This is a genomic window from Photobacterium sp. DNB22_13_2 (assembly GCF_052873915.1).
Map to the genome: position 1 here is coordinate 316,976 of NZ_JBNNXU010000001.1, position 22,170 is coordinate 339,145.

Sequence of the window (22,170 nt, forward strand, 5' to 3'; positions counted from 1 at the left end):
ACAGCTTCAATCCGTTTCAGCACTATACCCGCAAAGATTTTATGGTTTAACTCTTCCAAACGGACAGGAAAAATTATGTTAGTAGCATTAGAGCTGATAGTGGTATTAGGCTGTATATACTGGGGATTGAAGATGGGTGGGCTTGGTGTCGGGCTCGCAGGAGGTCTGGGGTTAGCTATTTTAACCCTCGGCTTTGGGCTTGAACCCAGTGCCCCCGCCGTCAATGTTATTCTGATCATAATGGCGGTTGTGACCGCCGCTTCAACCATGCAGGCTGCAGGCGGTATGGACTGGCTAGTGCACCATGCCGGTAACCTTATGCGCCGTAACCCAAAATACATCTGCTTTCTGGCTCCGATGATCACTTGGCTGATGACCATCATGGCAGGAACCGGATATACCGTATTTTCGACCTTACCGGTTATTTCAGAAGTGGCGAAAGAGATAGGCGTCCGCCCTTCCCGCCCGCTGGCCGGTGCTGTGGTCGCCTCGCAAGTTGCCATCTCTGGCTCTCCTATCTCGGCGGCAATGGCTGCCATGATTTCCATCATGGAACCGATGGGCGTGAGCTTCCTTGAGATCATGGCCGTTTGCCTTCCAGCCTCATTTATTGCCGCTATGGTCGGCGCTTTCGTTGCATCACGCCAAGGCTGTGAGCTTAAGGATGATCCCGTTTACCTTACTCGCATCCAGCAAGCCCATGAGCAAAAACAACAGCAGAGCATTACCTTAGCACCGAAAGCAAAATACTCTGTCATGCTGTTTCTTCTCGCCACCATTGCCATTGTTGTCTACGCCGCTTTTCCTACACTACGCCCGCATTTCGCCGACGGTAGCATGATGTCGACCCGCGATATCATCATCGTTTCGATGTTCGCCGTCGCTTGTTTGATGGTCCCGCTGTGCAAAGTTGACCCGGAGAAAATCATCCGCACCACGACATTCCGATCCGGCATGAGCTCTGTGGCGGTTATTCTCGGTATCGTCACCATGGGTTCAACGATGGTGAATGCATATTTGCCTGAAATCAAAGATTTCGCCGGCTCCTTGTTACAATCCTACCCAATGCTGTTGTCATTGGTACTATTCGGCACCTGTACTTTGTTACTATCACAAGGCGCGACAACCCCACTGATCATTCCTTTGGCATTGAGCTTACAGGTACCTCACTGGGCTATCCTAGCTTCATTCGTCGCGGTAACTGGGGTATTTGTGCTGCCGACCTACCCAACCTCTTTGGCGGCAATCGAGTTCGACTCGACAGGCTCAACCCGGATGGGCAAGAATATTTTTGACCACCCATTCCTGATGCCGGGTTTAGTTGGCGTCGCCATCTCGACGGTTTGTGGTTTCCTGCTGGCACCGATGATTGTGTAATACACCTATAAATAAAATAGAAAATGCCTAATAAAAATAGCGAAGTACCGGACAGGGCTTCGCTATTTTTATCAGCCTTCCTACTTTACATCTGCTTTTCCGCATGTAGACGCAACGCTTGCCATACTTGCTCCCCAGCAGGGTGCAAACGGGCTTGGTAACGGTAAGCGTAATAGGTAATAGGAAGTCGAAGTGAGTCATCGCCAACAATAGCGACTTTCCCGCTTTCCAGTTCGTGCTTTATGGCGTAATCCGGCAACCATGCTACACCTAATCCTTGCAGTACTAATGACTTCAGCAAGTCCGTCATTGATGACAAAAAAACAGGTTGCAAGTTGACTTGCCCTCTAATTGCCTCAACTTGACGCCCCATGTAAGAGCTCGGGCTGTACGCCAACCAAGGCACTTCCTTATTACTGATGATCCTATAGAGCGGTTTACCTGCACAGTCGCAGGCACATACCGGCAGTAGTTCAGCTTGGCCAATTTGCAAAGACTGGTATGGCGGCAAACGTAGCAATTCATCATCGAACGCGAGCAGTAGGTCACACCCTCCCTCTTGCAGCTCTTCTATCGCATCATCGACATCGATCGCTTCAACACTCAAAACAGGCTTATGTTTGCCTGCCAGTAGTTCAGATTGGATGGATGGAACAAGGCTGGTTGCCAATGAATGGGCAGCCGCAACACGGACATTGTTTCCCCCCAGTTTTGACAGGTCTGACAGTTGACCCACGCCATCCATCATCTGGTTGATCAATGTTCTGGCTGTAATTCGGAACAACCGGCCACTGGGTGTAAGTGCTACCGGTGTCTTGCTGCGATCGATTAACTCAGCACCAACCGTCTGCTCCAGTGCTTTGATCCGACGGCTGAATGCCGGCTGGGTAACATTGCGTTTTTCCGCTGCCAGCGAGAAGTTCCTCACCTCGGCTAACGCCAAAAAATCTTCCAACCACTTACTTTCAATATTCATAACAGTACAACACGTTTATCCCTAACCAGAAGCAACCGCAGTATAGCGAAACACATTGCGTATACAGAATTATTTCAAGCTATGGGGATCACAATTTTGACACATCACTATACTGATTTTGCATGACAGGCTCAGCAACGGCATTTCTCACAACGACAGCGCTCCCCTATAGTGAAGTCAGTGGAAAATACTGTAGGAACAATAAGATGAGCAGGAAATTAGGTATATTGGGCGGAATGGGGCCACTCGCCACTGTCGAGTTCATGCAAAAAATTATCGCGCAGACACCTGCCAGCAGTGATCAACAACATATTCCTATGCTGGTTAGTAATAACCCTCAGATCCCCGACCGTACCGCATTCCTGATCAGTAACGGCGATGATCCCTATCCAGCACTGAAACATGGTATGGAGCAACTCGAACAAGCAGGGGCGGAATGTATCGTCATGCCTTGTAATACCGCGCACTACTGGTATCCCCGACTAAGTAATTCCAGCCGGGTACACATGATCAGCATTCTTGACAGTGTTGTTACTGAAGCCCAACAGCGTGGCTACCGTAAAGTCGGTATTCTTGCCACCACGGCGACTATGACGACCCGAATGTATCAAACCAAACTGGCGCAAAAACAAATTGCGGCCATTGCCCCAGATCAAGACCAGCAACAAGCAGTAATGGCAGGGATCTATGCCGTAAAAGCCGGTGATGTCGAACAGGGGCACCGTTTAATGAAACCGATCTTCGATACCTTGCTCGCACAAGGCGCTGATGCCGTGATCTTGGGGTGTACTGAAATCCCAGTCGCTCTTGCAGAAACGGTATTTCACCAGCCAGAGCAATGCTTGGACTCACTCAATATCTTGGCAAAAGCGTGTATTGATTGGGCAACAGCCGACTCGGCCGAACTTGTTGCCTAACAGAGCACAATAAAACTAAACAAAAGAAACGATAGTATCAACCCATTGGGGGTTCTGTTCGGCCAGCAGCTTGACGGCCATAACCATCGATACCATCACCACTAAGGGGCGGATCAATTTCCGTCCTTTGGTAACCACCACTTTCGCCCCCAACCGTGCGCCCATAAAGCCACCCAACGCCATCACTAAACCGATTTCCCAAATGGGCAAGCCGGCAAAAATGAAAAACAGTAACGCCGCAAAATTTGATGTGAAATTTAATACCTTGGTTTTCGCGGTTGCTTCAACAATGCCCAACTGGGCAAACACGACAAAACAGACAGCAAACAGTGAACCTGTACCCGGTCCAAAAAAGCCATCATAAAAACCAATACCAGTCCCTACCGTCAAAGCAAACCCCACCTCGCTTAGTTTGGGATGGCCGCCCCCCTCACCCGCATCAGGAGCAAACAGGAAGTAAAGTGCAATCACCACCAAAAGGCCCGGAATCACCTTGGTTAACGTTCCGGCATCCATATACTGAACAAGCAGTGCCCCTGCCGCAGAACCAACAAACGTACACCCTATTGCCAAACGCATATCATTGAGCTTGACCAACCCATTACGGACAAAATACAAGGTGGCTGAGAAACTGCCGAATGAACTTTGCAATTTATTGGTCGCCAATGCCTGAGCCGGAGGGATCCCAGCGGCTAATAGCGCCGGCACAGTAAGCATCCCTCCGCCGCCAGCGATGGCATCAATAAAGCCCGCGAGGCTAGCAACCACAAACAGGGCCCCAATAATTTCCCAAGAAAATTCCATACTATTCCCAACACCCAAGTTAAAACACAGCAACCAGCCAGCACCTATAAACGCTCAACTGCGTCAGAGGCCCGATAGAATACGGATTTTCATTCAGTAATTAAATTTCTTTTTTCAGCCTATAGCACTGATTTTGTAGTTAACTTACAAACATTGGTATCAGTGATAGATAAAGAGGATTTCTGTTTCGTACACAAGGGTAGGAATTTCACACCAAAATTAACCATAAGATTGGTGCAGGGATCTACAATCATTATTTCCAAAAGTTGATTAATCGAATATCACCCTTTTAGCCTAAGTAAACATAAGTCTTTATTTTAATTAGTCATAGTGATTATCTATCAAAACGAGCATTCCCTCTAACGGTGTTAATTGTGTTGTTTTTTGCATTAATGCTGACAAAAAAACGTAGCGCATAAGCGACGATTCCCTACAATATTCTTCCTACAACAACATTTCGTTACACCTTGTAAACAAAATTACAAAGAGTGACGCGTAGGTTCGCTAACGACGTCACCTCAAGCACTGGAGCCAGTATGAAGGTCAATCTTTTCGCCACCTGCCTGTGCGACACCATCAAGGCAGAAGTCGCCAAAAAAAGTGTTTTACTGCTGGAGCAACTCGGCTGTGAAATTGTATTTCCCGAACAGCAAGGCTGTTGTGGCCAACCTTCACTCAATAGTGGCTACATCAATGACAGTAAAAAGGGTATCAAGAATCTGATCATGGCTTTCGAAGCCAACGATTTTCCGATTGTTTCCCCTGCAGGCTCCTGTGTTGCCTCCATCAAGCGCTACCCGGAATACTTAGCTGATGAACCAGAATGGGCCATCCGCGCTCAGAATATTGCCGATCGTTTTTTCGAGCTCACCCAGTTTGTCGTCAACCAACTGGATGTCACCCAAGTCGGTGCCAAACTTAACGGCCGCGCCGTTTACCACCCTTCATGCAGCCTGATCAGAAAACTCAATGTCCGTGAAGAGCCCCTCAAACTGCTAGAGCAAGTTGAAGGGCTGACCCTACTCCCGATCAACCACCAAGAAACATGCTGCGGATTCGGCGGGACCTTCTCGGTAAAGATGTCAGAGATCTCCGGTGAGATGGTCAAAGAAAAAGTCAGCCATATTTCAGCTGTTGAACCCGACTATCTTATCGGTGCAGATATCAGCTGCCTGATAAATATCGGGGGGCGTATTAGCCGCGAAGGCAAACCCATCAAGGTCATGCACATTGTTGATGTGTTGATGAGTCGCTGAGGGAGAAAACACCATGTCGATGAAAACCAGTACGACCCACTTCAAGCAGCGTATAGAAGTACAAATGCAAGATACCTTTATGCGTGAATCGGTCGCCAATGCCCAAACCCGGATGTTCACTAACCGCCAACTCGCCGCAGAAAAGCTCGGCCAATGGGAACAATGGCGTGAAATGGGCATGGACATTCGAAACCATGTGCTTGAACACCTTGATTACTATCTTCAGCAACTGAGCGAAAGTGTCAGCCGTAACAGCGGCAAGGTGTTCTTCGCCCAAACAGCCGATGAAGCCACGGACTATATCGAGACCATCATCAAGGACAAGAAAGCCAAGAAAGTCGTCAAATCAAAGTCGATGGTCACTGAAGAGATCAGCCTCAATGCAATGATAGAACGCAACGGTTGTGATGTTGTTGAAACAGACCTCGGGGAATATATTCTGCAAGTCGATGATTACGATGCACCCTCGCATATCGTGGTCCCGGCGCTGCACAAAAACCGTTATCAGATCCGTGATATCTTCCGCGATAATATTGGCTACCAAGGCAGCGAAGAGCCTGAGGCACTGACTCGCTACGTCCGGGAATATATCCGCCACGACTTCCTGGAAGCTGACATCGGTATTACCGGTTGTAATTTCGCCGTTGCCGAGTCGGGTACCGTGACACTGGTTACCAACGAAGGGAATGCCCGTCTTGCCACCAGCTTACCCAAAACCCATATTGCGGTAATGGGGATGGAACGGATCGTACCGACCTTTGAAGAGTTGGATATTGTTATCAGCCTGCTATGCCGAAGTGCGGTTGGCCAACCTCTTACCGGCTACGTAACGGCGTTAACTGGCCCTCGCGAAAGTGACCACCTCGACGGTCCGGAAGAGTTCCATTTAGTCATCGTTGATAATGGTCGCTCTGATATTTTAGGCTCTGAGTTTAAAGACATCCTGCGCTGTATTCGCTGCGCTGCATGTGTTAATACCTGCCCGGCCTACCGCCATATTGGTGGACAATCCTATGGCTCGATTTATTCAGGGCCAATTGGTGCTGTGCTATCGCCACTGCTCGGAGGGTATGACGATTTCAAAGAGCTCCCTTATGCCTGTAGCCTGTGCAAGGCTTGCCATGATGTATGCCCAGTCAAGATCCCATTATCCGACCTACTGTTGAAGCATCGTCAGAAAATGGCAGAGCAAGGTATCACCCCACTATCAGAGCGAATGAGTGTAGCGGCATTTAACATCATCAATGCCCGGCCACTGTTGTGGGATAAAACGGTGAGGGTTGGGGCAACAATGGCCAGCGGCCTGATCCGAAATGGCAAATTACCACTGCAGGTCGGTGCAGTTGGAGAGTGGACGGAAGCGAGGGACCTGCCTCAGCCTGACGGCCAATCATTCCGCAGCTGGTTTAGAAACAGACAATTTACCCCGGAGTCTTGAACATGAGCGATATCATCAACCGCGAGCGCTTTCTCGATAACATCGCCGCCAAACTGGGGCGTCCACGACAAATCAAGCCTGTTGAACGTCCATCACTGCGCTATACGTGCCACCACGAGGTCATGGCGGGAAAAAACAGTGACCAACTAAAACATATCCTGATTGATTACACCCGCAAGGCACTAGGGGCCCAAGCCCTGGTCACCACTAAGGAAGGCCTGACCGAGTCTTTACGCCAAGTGTGTGCCGATTATTGCAATGATGAAACCACTATCAGCCAGTCAAAGGCACCGAATGAAACCTTGGTTTCTGCCGATCCGCGATTACTTGAATTGTTTGAGCCCGAACAACTCGATACTGATGATCATATTGTCCATGTATGGAATACCCAACTAGGCTATGGACCGAATATCGAGATCGCCGAGCGAGCAAAAGTAGGGATTGTCTATGCTGAACAAGCGTTAGCGGAATCTGGCACCATGGTACTGTATAGTCAACCTGCACAAGGTAGAGCGATTAGCCTACTGCCTGAATCCTCGGTGTTTGTGGTACCCAAAAGTGCACTAGTAGCCCGCTTAACTCAAGCAACAGCCGAGCTGCACAAGAAAGCCCAACAAGGGGAAAGACTACCCTCGTGCGTGAACTTTATCTCCGGACCGAGCTCTACCGCCGATATTGAGCTTATCAAGGTTGTCGGAGTTCACGGCCCGATCCATGCTACCTATATCATCATTGATGATGTGTAGCTATAAAACCTTACGTGCGATTACGGCACATTTCAGCAGGGAATGACAACTGAACCATGACATGACGAATGAACAGTTCGTCATACCCCTGCTCTTCGAGTGCCTTTTGCATACAGTGCAACCACATTTCTTTCTCTGAAACACCAATTGCAAGGTGACGATGTGCGCCAGGAAGGTTCATCCTGCCAAATTTTTCTTCGTACCGCGCAGGGCCGCCAATCCAGCCAATAAGAAAGGTAGTGAGCTTATCTATCGACTCACTGAGATCTTCGCCATGCATCTGCCTTACCTTGCTCGCTTGTGGCAAGGTATCCATGTGACGATAAAATGACTCAACTAGTGTCCTGATCCCCTCTTCACCACCAGCTGCGTTGAAAGCATTCTCCGCTACCGTGTAATCGGGTGCTGTTTTTTCTTGGACGATGTAATCATTGGGTCTGTATGGCTTCATGTCTATCTACAACTTACAACTATCTGACATATCAATAGACTAATTATACGGAATAATTGCTGACTAGTGCTGTGTTGTAGACGCTTTTTAAAAGAGAATGCCATTCCTGCAAATCTTCGCCTTGCATGAGCTGACAACCTCCTGAGCCCTGCACCTTGAAGTAACTTGGGTATACAGAAATAAGGCCACCTTATTGGTGGCCTTATTTTTTACACGGTGACAATTTTATCAAGACTCAATTATCGGCCCACCGAATGCGGTAACCGGCGGTACTTCTCCTTTGAATTTTTCGATATCCGCCACCACAGTATTCGCACTGGTTGCCTGAGCCAGTTCGGACGACCCCACATCCATGGTTAGGGTATTTGGATCACCGTAGGTATCAATAGCCCCTATTTTCTCATTAAGCGGCCCATACCAAGCCCCTTCATGAATACGGATCACACCAGGTGGGTAATCTGGGGATACCACCGCACCAGCCAATAACTGGCCACGGTCGTTAAATACCCTAACTAAGTCACCGTCGCTGATCCCTCTGGATTTAGCATCCTCTGGGCTGATATACACAGGTTCGCGGCCTTGTACCGCATAGGTAGCACGGTATTCGTCCGACTCACACATCTGCGAATGTAATCGCTTATCGGGGTGACAGGATTGTAACCAGAGCGGGTGCTTGTCTGAACCTGGACCACCATGAGATCTCTCGGCTTTCTCAAACCACATCGGGTGCCCCTGACAGTGCTCGTAGTTATAACTAGCAATCTTACGGCTGTAAATTTCAATAAACCCTGACGGCGTCCCCAACGGATTGATTTCTGGGTCTTCACGGAAATCAGCATGACGGACAAAGTTCTTGCCCTCACCAAAGTCGACCCAACCCGCTTGCCCCACTTCCCAGAACTCATCGAATTCCGGCATTTTAAAGTTGGCCTTATTGGCTTCACGGCATTCATCATAAAGTGAGCGAACCCATTCCATCTCGTCCATGCCGCGAGTGTATTCTTTATTGCGCCCAAATCGGCGACAGAAATCGGTAAAGATGTCGAAATCCGTTCGTGATTGGTAAAGCGGATCCACCAGTTTGTGCATGGCGAGGATCCCTGTACCCGAATACGCCCCATACAAGTCGATATCATTTCGTTCAAACTGGGTGCAGGCAGGCAACACAATATCAGAGAAGCGACAGGTGGCCGTCCAAGCAAAATCAATCGTCACCACAGTTTGCAACTTCTGGAACGCGGTCTTCATCCGGTTCCGATCTTGGTGGTGGTGCCAAGGGTTACAACCACTGACCACCAGCATCTTGGTATCAGGCAGTATCACCTTCGCGCCGTTATAATTGATCTCTTTACCCGGCTCGAGAATCGCATCGATCCAACGAGCAACAGGAATCGTCCTGCTATACCCCTTGAAGTCCGAGTTATCCCATTTCGGCTTTTTGCCTTCGTCAACATTACGTGGGAAACCACCCGGCCCTGCGGCTCCAGTCGGTGGAATCCCCACCCCGCTGTAATGATGAGAGTAGGAAATACCACCACCCGGCAAGCCAATCTGACCCAGCATGGTTGCGATCACCGCACCCATCCAATATGGCTGTTCACCGTGTTGCTGACGCTGCACCGCCCAACCAAAGATCAACTGGGTACGGTCACTGGCCAGCAAACGAGCAAACTCACGGATATCATCGGCTTTCACACCACAAATAGGCTCCGCCCATTCAGGGGTTTTCTCTACATTGTCCTTCGATTCACCCAGTACATAAGGGATAAATTCATCGAAGCCCAAGGCATAGGTGTCGATGAATTCTTTATCGTACAATTCTTCTTTATACAGGGTATGTGCGATAGCTAGCATGAATGGCACATCGGTCTGGGGATTGACATAAAGCTGATCGCAGCCAAAATAGTTTTGGCTTTTCGATTTCACCGGATCCACCGAGATCACTTTGATCTCCCCCTTGGCGATCTTGTCTTTGAGTTGCTCATAGTACATATAGGAGTCGTGGGTTTCGCACTGCCAACCTACTTGAGTGTTCTTAATTGGATCATTAGCCCACAGTACGACCGTTTTACTGTTGGTAAGAATATCAGGCCAAGAAGTCCCCTGGGCATACACCTCGGTTGAACCCAGTACATAAGGCATGATCGTCTGGCCGGCACCGGTCGAATAATCCCCGACCTTGGTCATGAAGTTACCGTGCATACCCACAGCACGTTGCATGTGGTTACCACAGCTATGGAACTGACCGGTTTGACGCCAGCCAGTCATCCCAGCATGCAGTGCCCAAGGGCCATAATCTTTTTGGATCCGCTCTAACTCATCATAGAAAATGTCTAATGCTTCATCCCACGTTACACGGACAAAGCGATTATTGCCGCGGGTATCACCGCTATACTTGTGCTTCTTGAGCCAATCTAAACGAATCATCGGATAACGGACCCGGGATGGGTTATAGATGATCCCTTTGACCCCGTTAATCATATCGGTCGGGTACTTATCTCGCTCTAACGGTTTGATTTCGGTAACCTTGCCGTTATAAATCTTAGCGCGAAATGCACCCCAATGAGACCCGGTTGTTTTCCAAATCCCATCTGCCGGGTAAGGAGACGACACCTCCTCGGCAGCACGGGCGACGGATGTAAGTAAACTGGGGCCAATAACACCAACGGCACTCGTTGTGACCAGCCCGGTTAGAAATTGACGTCGACTCAGAGACATGTTCTTACCTCGCTTCGCTTCTTTTAATGGCCACCATCAGAAAAATCTGACGAATGTTTCTGTAGGTATTTAAGCACTAAGGCTTCACTATCACGGTCTAGATTGACGAAAGCCAACATACCGTTAAACATGCCTGGCCATGTGTTCGCGTCGAAGTGATTTTCCGCAGGCTGTGTATGACAAGTACTACAGTTGTTGTTATAGGCAGGTCTCGCTTCAGACCATATTGTTTCCACATCATCAAGCAATGACTCTTTTGGCATCCACAGTTTCACCGTTACTCGCTGCCAGCCCAAACCGGTTAACTCATCTTCTTTCTCTTCAAATTTCTCAACCAATGTATCGCTCAACGCCGCATCTTTACTCAATGCAGCGGTTGGGATATTTAGGCCGAAGTCCTCATTAATCACCCGGCCAAAGCCCTTGGTTTTGCGCCAACCGGCGATTTCCACCTGAACCGCATTGTCTTTGACCTGCACTACCTTCACTTCGGAAGCAGGATTAAGCTCTCCGCCATCGATGGTCAGCGCTTCATCTTCATACATAGGGAGGTAACGGACACTGAAATAATTCTCCCCTTCTTTGAAGGAAGTATTGCCGGCTCTCTGAACCAACTGCTGGACCATACCGCCAGAGAGATTCATATTACCAGGCAGTTCGTGTGCTATCCCTTTGTGGCAATCGATACAGCTTTGATCCCGCTCAGCCGCTTGCTGCATCTGAGTACGAGCTAGATCAGACATTTCATCCCATTTCATACTGTCGTAGTCATGGCAGTTTTTACATTCTAGCGAACCATTGGATGCAAATCGCTCCCACTCGTGGTTGGCAAGTTCTAGACGTTTTTCCAAAAATTTTTCACGGGTATTGATCGTTCCAAAAATTGCGCCGTAAACCTCTTTACTGGCTTGCATCTTACGAGCGATTTTATCAGTCCAATTATGAGGAACATGACAATCTGGGCAGGTTGCCCTCACACCTGAGTGATTTGACCAATGAACCGTTTGCTGCAACTCCTCATACACGTTGTCACGCATTTCATGGCAGCCGATACAGAATTTCTCTGTATTAGTTAGTTCAAGGGCGGTGTTAAAGCCCCCCCAAAAAATGACCCCGGCGATAAACCCACCAAGAGTCAATACGCCCAAACTTATATGTACTGCTGGACGCCAAAATGTCGCCCACAGTTTTTTCAAAGCACTCATCATAGTGTTTACCTATATCATCCTTTGCTCATTGCCCTGGCGTTCATATTTCGGCAATTGATATCACCCGTGGCCTGGAGGCCCAAGCAAAAACACCTGCATCGCCCACACGATGAAGCCGTAACCACCGACGATGGCAACGGCTAATATGGGAAACAAAAAAATGGTGATAAACAAAAAAGAGCGCCATTCATATTTGGCTTTCTCTTTGTCACTGACGGATTCAGGGTTGCTCATTGCTTTTTTCCTTCTACCATTTTTCTTATCTGTCTCTTAAATAAGGCTATACCTAATCCTTAAGAGCTAATTTCAGTAAGTATAGTTAAGGATTGAAACTGGACCCATGATTGGTAATTAAAATGAAGGATTAGTGACGAGGGTAAAAATAAGCACAAAAAAAAGGTGCCACTTGGCACCTTTTTTTTATACTTGTTCTATATTTATCAGCCAATTACAATGAAGCACTGTAGATGGTTTGGTTTTGTTGGTATAGTTTCAAACGCTGTTCGAAGTTTGCATAACGCTGACCTTCTGGCTCTTGCAGTTTACCGATTGCCGTTTGCTGGGCTTCAATTGCGCGGCGGAATTCACCACAGGCGGCATAGGCAGCAGCAAGGTTATCGTAGTCACCGGCATCACCGGTACCGTTACGACTCAATACCTGCTTGGCCAATTTCAATGCACGATCACCATCACGCATACGCTCATCAGAACACGTTGCATATAGCCATACTAGGTTACGCTTTGACTCCAATGAACCGCCGTTTGCTGCTTCGTTGAACCACTTAATTGCATTGGCACAATCAGTTGAACCTGTTGCGCCTGACGCATAGTACATACCAAGCTCAACCATTGCAGATACGTCACCTTCATTGGCAGCTGCCGAGTACCAATGCAAGGCCTGCTCATTATCACGAGGCAGCACCTCACCTTTCTTAAACAAATCGCCAATCAAGGTTTTAACTTCTGGCATATCTACCGCGGCTTTTTCCAACCAATACATGCCTTTTAGCGGATCCGCTTTTAGGCCATTGCTGCCTTCAAGGTACGCGCGCCCTAAAAATAGCTGCATATTCTTATCACCCTGCTCAGCTTCAAGCTCTACATAGTTCAGGGTTGATAGCAGGTGGTGCTCAGGAGAAGTGGTAATTGAAGCATGGGCTGTGGTTGCGCCGAAAGCAACTAGGCCGAAAATGGCACCGAATACAACGTTTTTCAGGGTCTTAGTAGCTGGCATATCTCAGTCTCTTTCAAAGCGTTTGCGGTTTATGGTTAGGGAATTTAAAGAAATGGCGGTCAAAAAACAACCACAAGAAAGGAGACTACTGAGACCAGAAAGGGTGACATACGGGGTTAATATTACTGCTGTCAGCAACTTAACGCTGACAAATAAATATAATCAAAAATCAAAAATGAGATATAGATCCGATTTCTATAGGCTATAAGATACGGGTATTAGCTGAATAAGGGCTTGATAGCAGCACAATATGTGGGGACCCGTGCTTTATTGCCCTATAAATGACAACAGCCAGACATTGTCTGGCTGTTGTTCATATTGTGTCTGTTATATAAGTACTTACATCAATTACAGGTTACGATAATGCTCATCACCGGCTTTGATGTACTGGTTTTCATATTTCGTAGATTCACCATCAAGGTCAAGATCCAGATCGATTTGATTCGGTAAATCTAACAGCGCATCACACACCAGCACCACATCGTAGTTCCCTTCCGGCACATACTTCATTTCATAACCGTTGTCGTCACTAACCTTGGCAGTTTTAAACGGTGGATAATCCGAACCTAAATCGCCGTATTCTGGAGAGTCAGCTTCATATAGATAAACATATGCATCTTTTACCGAAGTGCTACACGATGACACATCGATATCACCAAACAAGGTTCCTGCCGTGATATTGTCTACCACCTTGAAACCTTCATTTTTCAGGTAATAGGCTTGCTCAATGAGCTGAATCATGCTCTTTAGGTCAAATGTCATGGTAAAGGTGGTTGGCACATCGATGTTAATATCCAAGCCGTCAAACGTTAGATCATCAACGATATCCATCTTCATTTTGTCGACCGGGTTGCCGACATAAGAATACGGTGTATCAAGGAAGTCACCGTAGCTTCCTTGCAGGATTGAAAGGGCCATGCCTGTGTATTCACCCACAGGTAATAGCTGTTCTGAAATCAGGTTGGCGAGATCAACGCCAGTGATATCATACAAATCGATAACGATGAACTTAGGATAACCATCGTTATCTACCGGGATTTCTGAGTCGGCCGGAATACACTGAGTAGAGTTAACCCCATAAGGGTCAGTCATACTCTTGGTCGTCCATTCCACGATAGTCCCGGCTAAATCCGTTACCTGCACCGCATCAATCGCCACACAAGCCTGAAGATCATCTGCCCCCTTTGGTACCTCTGTAGGTGGTATAGACACATCCACCGATACAGGTACTGTAGAACCATCATCCTGGTTCGGTGCTGCATCATTGTTTGCCAATGTTGAAGCAGCCCCATCTGAATCACTACACCCGGCCACAATGAGCGTGGCGAGCACTGGTAAAATTATTTTTTTCATGTCATCACCCCTACGACAAAAGAAAATCTGGCCTGTACCAAACCAATATGCTGGCCGCTTAATGTTTGGTTATGTATTTGTGCACCATACCGGAACAATCCGAGGCAGCTAGCAAAGCCCCGTCTCGTTCAAGCAGGCTAGTGGCCGAATCTGACAGTTAAAATTTTAGGCGGATATGAAAGAGTAAAAAATTTATCGTTAGGGTAATTAATTAATGAGAAAAAGTTCTTATGTTCAAGACGAAAAAAGCCGGTCGTTAGACCGGCTTTAGCATATCAAAAACAGCTTGTTTGCGGTTACACCGGATCTAACTCCAGCATGGTTTGGACATTGGCTGGGGCTTTTGACTCCTGACCAAAACCTCGCAGACCGACCACGTGGACGTGCTCACGGTCTTTGAAGATCTTCCTCACCAGCTTATAGGTCGTTCCTTTCTCAGGGCTGATATTCTCCGGCGCAGCAATGAGTAACTGCATATCCAGACGATCACACAGCTCGAACAAGGTCGCAATTGACTTGCCATCCAATCGTGCAGCCTCATCGAGGAACAACAAGCGACACGGGATAATATCTTTACCGCGCAAGCGGCGAGATTCTTCTTCCCAGCTTTGTACAACCATCAACAAGATTGCCTGACCGGTACCAATCGCTTCACCTGTTGACAGCGCACCCGACTCGGCCTGTAGCCAGCCATCCGTACCACGATTAACCTCGATGCTAAGCTCAAGGTAATTACGGTAATCCAGTAGTTCTTCACCCATGATCTGCGGTGAACGCTGGCCAACATCAATATGTGGGTTCAGGCGCTGGAACAGCTTGGCAATCGCTTCTGAGAATGACAAACGGTGATTGCCGAACAAGTCCTGGTGTTGGTCTTGCTTATCAGCCAAACCTTCCAGCAACTGCTCGTGAGTGTCGCGCACTTTCACGTTCAGGCGCACGCCCTTGACCTGACCAAACCCGATATTCTGCAGACCTTGGTTCAGCATACGGATACGATTCTGCTCACGCTGAATCGTCTTGCGAATAATGTTAGCTACTGAGTCTGAGCTTAGCGCCAAACGCTGTTCACGGGCTGTCAGTTCTTCACTCAGACGTGCCAACTCTACTTCCATCTCTTCAATCGCTTCGACCGGATCGTCAGTGCGAATGATATCGTGGCGGATACGCTCACGCAGATGTTGATAGACGGCAATGTAGAACAGTACCTTGCGCTCTGGACGGGAGACATCTTCCGATGCACGCAACGCATCACGCAGATTCTCATTGTCCGCGACAGCTAAACGAAGCGCACCTAGCGATTTATCCGATAGCGAACGCAGTTCATCAGCCGACATATAAGCCATTTCACGGCGGTGTAGACGACGTTCAACATCGCTCTCACGTGCCAAGCGCAATACCGCACACCAGCCTGCTTTCGCAGTCACAACCAACTTACGGATGTCTTGGTATTCTTTACCCACTTTACGCAGGCGCTTCACCAACCCTTTCATCTCCAGCTCTACCGACGTGATGCCTTTTTCCAGCTGACTACGACGGGCTCGAGATGTATGCAAACGCTCATTCAATTCATCACGACGGAGACGCGCACGCTCTTCGGCTTCAACATCAGCACGGACACCCAACTCCTGAAGCTCACGCTCGAATTCTTGGACTGTTTCCATTTTTGCCTGATGAGAACTCTTCAACGACGCCAACAGCTGGTTATACTGGTTAACCTGCGAGCGAGTCTGCTTTAGAGTGTCACGGCAACGATTACGCTCACGTTCCGCCGATGCCAGTTTGGCTTTCAGCTGCTCGTTAAGCTCGGAGCTCTTGTTTAGCATGTCGATTGAATCGGCATAACCAAAATGGTGACGGCGCTCTGCCAAATCAGCCACAGCGAAGATCTTGGCTTTTAGCATCTGCAGCTGCTTGTCAGCATCATCATAGCTGATTTGCAGTGCGTCAAATTGCTGCGGGTCAGCATCCAGTGCGGTCACCAAGGATTCCAGCTCAGCAATCGCTTTACCGTGACGGTCTAAGTAGTGGCGAGCCTCATCAAGCTGTGACAACTGCTGCTGCACTTCGTCAAAGCGAGCCTGTAACGTGTCATCTTCCAGCAAGTTAACCAATGGGTTGATTTTACCCAACAGGCCCAACGCTTCACGCGCTGCAGATAGCTGGCTGCGTTGCTGCTGCTCTTGTGCTTGGGAGTCTGTCAACTGGCGACTCACTTGATTGCGCTTGTCACGCGCCACTTTCAAGCCTGCTTCAGGGTCATCGTTAAATGCAACGCCCATGTGGGTTGCCACAAAGCTGTTAAAGCTCTGGTACAAGCGTTGCAGTTTCTGCGAATCAAATGCGGCCTTGGCGTGATCTTCAATCAGCTGTTCACGCTCTTCACGCAAGTGTTCAAGGCGCTGTTCACGCGCGGCACGGCCAAATAGCGGTACTTTCGGGAAACGGGAATAACGCAGCTGGCGATCATTGAGGTGAACACAAACTGCCCCTTCCATCTCGTCAACATCAAAACCGCTGTCGTCGAAAGAGTCGACATCACCCTCGATGATATACAAGTCGTCCGGACAGTCATCCAGCGCAACCAACTTTTCTTTGATACCTTTTAGATCCGGCACCACAATGGCATGACGCGAAGGACCGTACATGGCACTGAAGTAAGGCGCATCGGCCAAGGTAATGTCGTCGTAGATTTCCGACAACAAGCTACCGCCCAAAGTATCGGCCAGTGCGCGCAAGCGGGAGTCGTCGCTACCACCTGGCTGGGCAAGGCGCTCGATATCCAATTCAATGCTCTGCTTGCGAACTGCCAACTTATCGCGGGTCGCAGAGGCTACGCGCTCTTTGTCCAGCGTAAGCTGCATAGCATCCATCACCGCCTGGCTATCGTAAAGCTCTCGCTCAGATTGCTCAGACAGTTTTTCCAGTGACTCAGAGGCTGCGATCCACGCAGGAGCTGCCGCTTCTAAGGTCGCAATCTGGCTGGTCAGTTGCTGCTCTTGGCGACGCAAATCATTACGCTGCTCGACCAGGTTCTCCTGCTGGTGTTCAAGCTCTTCCAGTGTTGCTTCATGGCGGGCCTGCTCTTCAGCCAGCGCCAGCTCACCGTCAATCGGAACAGCAAAACGCTTGGCATAGGTCTCTGCCAACTCTGTGGCCTGGCGTTGATTGCGCACGGCACGCTCAAGGTCACGGTACTGAGCTTTGAGCTGATCGCTGCGCTCGGTGATTGCACCCAGTTGTCGGGCTTTGGCTATCAGTTCACGGGCTTTGCCGCCAGCTTGTGAACGTTCAATGCTACCGGCAATGGTGGTAACGATCTGTAAGCCTTTTTCGAACTGCTGTGCGGCAGCCGATGACATATCCAGCTTGTGCTTGAGAGCAAGCAAGGCTGTTGTTTGGGTTTCCTGATCCTGCTTTAGCTGAGCAAGATAAGGCACCGCCTGATCGGCCAGCATCTGGTGCTCGCCAGTAATATCACGGGCTTTTTCCAGCGCCTGTACCGCTTGCTGATATTGCAAGGCACGGGTTTGCTGCATGTCCAGCGCCTGCTGGTAGTCAGCAAGCTGGGTTTTCAGACTATCGACTTCTTCCTCGGTCAGCAGCGACTGCTCTTCAGCCATGGCAAGCTGTTCAGCGGCTTCTTCAACCACCATCACCTGCTCTTCAAGGCGTTCGGTCAGCTCTTCGAGATCTTCACGGTAGCGTTCAATCTTTTCCTGCTGACGCACCGCGGTTTGTACCAACTGCAAGTGATCAGATGCAGCTTGGTGATCCTGCTCCAGCGCACCTTCACGCTCGGTCAGCTCATCCAGTTCTGCTGTCATGTTAGTCAGTGACGTCTGCTGATCATCCAAGCTCTTGCGAGAGCCCATCAGTTCACCACGCAGACTTAGTGTTTTCTCCAGCTTCTGACGACGTTCGTTGGCATGACGCATGTAATCCGCCGCCACGTAATGAGTCGCTTCGGTGATCAGGTGCTTGAACAGATCACGGTCACTCTGAGTCAGCTTGATTGCTTCCAGTGTCATGCGGTTTTCGCGCAACGCCGCTTCCATGTCTTGGAAAGCTTTTTTTACACCGCTATTGTGTGGCAACAAGTAGTCACGCAACGAGCGGGTAATGGCACTGGAAATACCGCCGTAAAGCGAGGCCTCAATCAGGCGGTAGAACTTCGAGCGGTCGGTACTGTTACGCAGTTTCTTTGGCAACACGCCGAATTCGAACATCTGGACGTGATAATCAGTAACAGAGTTGAAGGCTTTGAACACCACACCTTCATATTCACCCGTCACCAGATCTTTGACTTCATTGATCTGACGAACACGTGCCTGGTTATCAGACAGCGTCTCAACCAGTACTTCCGTCGGTTTAACATGCGATGGCAAGCCCTGGATAATAAATGGCTTGATATCCACCTTCTTATCCCGGCCAGCAACCTGCTGTAGCTTCACCGCAAAAATAATGCGTTGATTCTTTGAGTTCACCACATCCAGTGCCGAATAACAGGTACCAGGCTTCAACTTACCGTGTAAACCTTTGTCACGAGAGGCATTCGAGCTACCCGCTTCGGTGGTATTACGAAAATGAAGCAGACTCTGATCCGGAATAAGTGACGTAATAAATGCCGCCATGGTCGTCGACTTACCGGCACCATTACCGCCAGATAGCGTGGTCACCAAGTTATCGATATCAAATGTACGGGCAAAGAAGCCATTCCAGTTGACCATGGTCAACGATTGATACTTACCGCGTTCCATTAGGCTTCACCCTCCAAACCGGCTTTGTCTAACTCTGTTTCTGATGCATCATCAGCGTCAAGCAAGCTTGACTGGCTTGGCTCCTGCTGGTGAACAACCACCGCTTCACCGTCACGGATCAGACGGATTTGAGCTTCACGAACATCATCCCCAACACGGACATCAGCACCGAAACGAAATACCGCTTCGCTGATACGGAATTTACCGTTTTCACCGATTGGGATGATCATACCAAGGCGGCGTAAGCGTCGCAGAGAGGTTTTGGTTTTGTCGAATAGCTTTTCCCGATCAAGATCAGAGCCTGTCGCTCGGTGAGTAACCAGCTTCATTAGCTTCTTCTCATCGGCTAACTGCATAAGCTCGTCAAACAACTCTTGGTTGGAAAATATGCCTTCATGCGCCAAACGCTCAGGGCTAAGGTAAAGGAAACACAATACCTTGCCCACCAGCATATCCAACTCAGTCAATACCGAGCGGCTGATCAATGACGTCGAACGCGGGCGCAGGTAGAAGAACCCTTCCGGCGCACGAACCAGTTCGGCGTTATAGCGCTTGTAAAACAGTACCAGATCGTGCTCGAACTCAATCAACAGCGCGTGGTTATCCAAATCTTCGCTGGAGATATGACGACCAGAACGAAGGGCATTATCCAGAGCCGGGAAAAGCGGGTTGGCAATTGCCTTGGCCAGCTTTTCAGGCATAAATTCTTCAATATTTGTCAATGACATTTGCTTGTACCTTGGCTCCATACTCATTAATAGCTTCCCAATCAGGCTGAATGGCATTGAAATCTGACTCGGAGTAACCCAGTCGTACCGCCTGATCAATCACCAAACGCGCCATATCAAAATGCTGGGCGTATGGGTGCTGAGCCAAATAATCTTTAAGAAGCAAACTCAAGTTAATTGCAGCACCGGTTTCTTTATGGGCCTGCAACATGACGGCAATTTGTTCAGCCAGTTGGTCATTGACCAGATCCAGCTCTTCAAATTCCATTTCCTCCGGTACGATACCGGTCACTTCGTCATCACGTAGAACCAGTGCCTCATCACGCATGTCGAGCAAGCGTTCGGCATCGGCGTAAGTTAGCACCCATGGCGCATCGAAGTAGTCTTTTACCGACTGGCGCAAGCGCTGGCTAAAGGCACGGTTCTTATCCATGTCGATAGCAGTACGGATAAACTTGTGGACGTGACGGTCGTAACCTATCCACAAATCAATCGCCTGCTGGCCCCAGTTAATGATGCGATCCAGCTTGGCTTGCAAGTTGAATACCATTGCATCGACAAACTCCAGTTCAGAGTTACCTTGGATTTCTTCCTGGATAATCAGCAGCTGGGTTTGCAATTGGTCACCCGCCGCCTGCAAGGTGTCTTGCAGCTCACGCAGGGTGCTTGAGGTTTCATTCAGCAACACTTCACAGCTACTGATCGCCGCTCGCCAGTCTTGGTTCAGCAGCTCGGCAATATCTTGCTTCACTTGTTGCTGCTGTTCATCCATGGTGCGTTGGTTGAGATCAATGCGGTCAAAGATCTCGGCAACTGAGTATTTCAGTACCGCATGCACATTCTGGCGCCAGTGTCGTTCATCGCCCCCTTCTTCTGCCGCTGTAGCTGCCTTGTTGATCTCATCGGCAACCATGGCAAGCTGAATGGAAAGTTTCAGCGTTGAATACTCGCGGTGGCGGGCATAGTAATCGGTGATCCCGAGTGCCAATGGGGTCAATCGGTAAATACTTGCACCGTCGGTGACCTCACTGGTAAATCGGGAAATCAGGCGTTGGCGAACCAACTCATTAATGGCGTTGTTGGCACGGAAGGCCACGGTTTCTGGTGTCTGCTCGAACAAGTCGCTCACAATGCGAAATGCATCGATCAGTTCACCTTCCCCTAATTCTTCATCAAAACGATCGCCGCTCAGCACAGCAATCGCCAACAGGAACGCCAGCCGCTCGGTTGGCAGGTTAAGCTCGAATTCATGCTGCTTAACCCAACTGACCAACTCGGGAACGGTCTGGGTTACTTCACTCATCCGTTGTCCTTATTGCTTTTGTATTTCTCAGCCCCTGGGCCTGCTAACGGCTTTTGGGCGTAAACATGAATATATCGGCCCAGAGACAAATAAGGTTCCTGGCGGCAAAGTTTCTGCTCCATCGCCAGTACCTGTTCAAAACTGTAATCCCCAACCATGGTTGTCTGCATATAGTCGTGGAAAGTACGTACTCCGGTCTTACCCAGAATGTTGAAACCAGCATCTTCAAGCCAGCTATATACCTCATCGGGTTTGATCCCTTGCAAAGGCTGTAGCTTGAAGCGCTTTCTATGCGGCATGCCTTCTTCGATATGGGTCAGGTTGCCACAAATCAAATTCTTAAACAGCAGGCCGTTATAGTTGTAGAACATAACAGAAATAATACCGCCCGGCTTCACTTGATCCAAAAGGTATTCCAGCGCGGCTTGCGGATCTGCCAACCATTCCATCACGGCATGAAACAGAACCAAATCCACCTTACTGTCTAGGTGTTCACCAATCTCCTGTACCGGGCTGTGAACTAGACGATACTGATTAAGCAAGCCGTTTTTAGCAATATCTTGCTCCGCTAGCTTCAGCATTTCGCTAGAAAGATCACACAAAGTAACGTGATGCCCTAGCTCTGCCACTTTTTGCGACAGCTGGCCAACACCCCCACCTGCATCTAGGAGATGCAATGGTTTAACGCTCTTCAATAGGGCTAAAATTTGCTCAAGATCTTCCCAAACTACAGTTTGGCGGATCTGGCCTTTGCCAGTGCCGTAAATATTTTTTGCAAATTTTTGCGCTAAGTCGTCAAAATTTCGATCTTCGATCACGGCTGCTTTACGTTATGATAGCGGTTCTAAAAATGTGGCTTATTTTCTCACAAGCGATAAAGGAATAAAGGCTTGTGGTGCTT

At 48.8% G+C, this 22,170-nt stretch carries 17 protein-coding genes; 5 read left to right on the plus strand and 12 right to left on the minus strand.

What is annotated here, in order from left to right; translation table 11 throughout:
• Positions 1–75: 75 nt before the first annotated feature.
• Positions 76–1,377, plus strand: a complete 1,302-nt coding sequence (locus ACVA58_RS01380) for an anaerobic C4-dicarboxylate transporter (protein ID WP_446508675.1) — start codon at positions 76–78, stop codon at positions 1,375–1,377.
• 85 nt (positions 1,378–1,462) lie between these two features.
• Here ACVA58_RS01380 and ACVA58_RS01385 read toward each other — a convergent pair whose 3' ends face one another.
• Positions 1,463–2,353: a LysR substrate-binding domain-containing protein gene (locus ACVA58_RS01385; protein WP_446508676.1), complete on the minus strand. Its 891-nt coding sequence runs from the start codon at positions 2,351–2,353 to the stop codon at positions 1,463–1,465.
• 206 nt (positions 2,354–2,559) lie between these two features.
• Here ACVA58_RS01385 and ACVA58_RS01390 point away from each other — a divergent pair, with 206 nt between their 5' ends.
• On the plus strand, positions 2,560–3,270 hold the full coding sequence (locus ACVA58_RS01390) for an aspartate/glutamate racemase family protein (protein ID WP_446508677.1): 711 nt from the start codon (positions 2,560–2,562) through the stop codon (positions 3,268–3,270).
• A 15-nt stretch (positions 3,271–3,285) separates the two neighbouring features.
• Here the strand turns inward: ACVA58_RS01390 and ACVA58_RS01395 are convergent, their stop codons facing one another.
• Positions 3,286–4,074, minus strand: a complete 789-nt coding sequence (locus ACVA58_RS01395) for a TSUP family transporter (RefSeq protein WP_446508678.1) — start codon at positions 4,072–4,074, stop codon at positions 3,286–3,288.
• Positions 4,075–4,610: 536 nt separating this feature from the next.
• Here ACVA58_RS01395 and ACVA58_RS01400 point away from each other — a divergent pair.
• Genes ACVA58_RS01400 through ACVA58_RS01410 form a run of 3 tightly spaced genes read left to right on the plus strand, consistent with a single transcriptional unit; the run spans position 4,611 to position 7,514 of the window.
• Positions 4,611–5,330 carry a (Fe-S)-binding protein gene (locus ACVA58_RS01400; RefSeq protein ID WP_446508679.1) on the plus strand — a complete coding sequence of 240 codons (720 nt, stop codon included), beginning with the start codon at positions 4,611–4,613 and terminating at the stop codon, positions 5,328–5,330.
• Between the two features lie 13 nt (positions 5,331–5,343).
• Entirely contained in the window at positions 5,344–6,768 is a 1,425-nt protein-coding gene (locus ACVA58_RS01405; protein ID WP_446508680.1) for a LutB/LldF family L-lactate oxidation iron-sulfur protein, read from the plus strand.
• Between the two features lie 2 nt (positions 6,769–6,770).
• Complete coding sequence (locus tag ACVA58_RS01410; RefSeq protein ID WP_446508681.1) at positions 6,771–7,514, plus strand: LutC/YkgG family protein; 744 nt, start codon at positions 6,771–6,773, stop codon at positions 7,512–7,514.
• A 10-nt stretch (positions 7,515–7,524) separates the two neighbouring features.
• On the opposite strand, the gene ACVA58_RS01415 is transcribed toward ACVA58_RS01410, so the two are convergent.
• The 10 genes from ACVA58_RS01415 to cmoM all read right to left on the minus strand — a co-directional run bounded on the left by ACVA58_RS01415 (position 7,525) and on the right by cmoM (position 22,087).
• Complete coding sequence (locus tag ACVA58_RS01415; protein WP_446508682.1) at positions 7,525–7,965, minus strand: group II truncated hemoglobin; 441 nt, start codon at positions 7,963–7,965, stop codon at positions 7,525–7,527.
• A 228-nt stretch (positions 7,966–8,193) separates the two neighbouring features.
• Positions 8,194–10,683, minus strand: a complete 2,490-nt coding sequence (gene torA, locus ACVA58_RS01420) for a trimethylamine-N-oxide reductase TorA (RefSeq protein ID WP_446508683.1) — start codon at positions 10,681–10,683, stop codon at positions 8,194–8,196.
• Between the two features lie 23 nt (positions 10,684–10,706).
• Complete coding sequence (gene torC / locus ACVA58_RS01425) at positions 10,707–11,891, minus strand: pentaheme c-type cytochrome TorC (RefSeq protein WP_446508684.1); 1,185 nt, start codon at positions 11,889–11,891, stop codon at positions 10,707–10,709.
• Between the two features lie 60 nt (positions 11,892–11,951).
• The gene (torE, locus tag ACVA58_RS01430; RefSeq protein ID WP_428651848.1) at positions 11,952–12,125 is read right to left on the minus strand and encodes a trimethylamine N-oxide reductase system protein TorE; all 174 of its coding nucleotides are present in this window, start codon (positions 12,123–12,125) and stop codon (positions 11,952–11,954) included.
• A gap of 214 nt (positions 12,126–12,339) precedes the next feature.
• Positions 12,340–13,125, minus strand: coding sequence for a tetratricopeptide repeat protein (locus tag ACVA58_RS01435; RefSeq protein ID WP_446508685.1), 786 nt, complete (start codon positions 13,123–13,125; stop codon positions 12,340–12,342).
• 348 nt (positions 13,126–13,473) lie between these two features.
• Positions 13,474–14,478 carry a membrane lipoprotein lipid attachment site-containing protein gene (locus ACVA58_RS01440; RefSeq protein WP_446508686.1) on the minus strand — a complete coding sequence of 335 codons (1,005 nt, stop codon included), beginning with the start codon at positions 14,476–14,478 and terminating at the stop codon, positions 13,474–13,476.
• Positions 14,479–14,774: 296 nt separating this feature from the next.
• Positions 14,775–19,238 carry a chromosome partition protein MukB gene (mukB, locus tag ACVA58_RS01445; protein WP_446508687.1) on the minus strand — a complete coding sequence of 1,488 codons (4,464 nt, stop codon included), beginning with the start codon at positions 19,236–19,238 and terminating at the stop codon, positions 14,775–14,777.
• Entirely contained in the window at positions 19,238–19,966 is a 729-nt protein-coding gene (gene mukE / locus ACVA58_RS01450) for a chromosome partition protein MukE (RefSeq protein WP_446508688.1), read from the minus strand. Before mukE ends, mukB begins: the two co-directional genes overlap by 1 nt.
• Complete coding sequence (mukF, locus tag ACVA58_RS01455) at positions 19,947–21,269, minus strand: chromosome partition protein MukF (RefSeq protein WP_446508689.1); 1,323 nt, start codon at positions 21,267–21,269, stop codon at positions 19,947–19,949. Before mukF ends, mukE begins: the two co-directional genes overlap by 20 nt.
• Positions 21,266–22,087, minus strand: a complete 822-nt coding sequence (gene cmoM / locus ACVA58_RS01460; RefSeq protein ID WP_446508690.1) for a tRNA uridine 5-oxyacetic acid(34) methyltransferase CmoM — start codon at positions 22,085–22,087, stop codon at positions 21,266–21,268. Before cmoM ends, mukF begins: the two co-directional genes overlap by 4 nt.
• Positions 22,088–22,170: the final 83 nt, after the last annotated feature.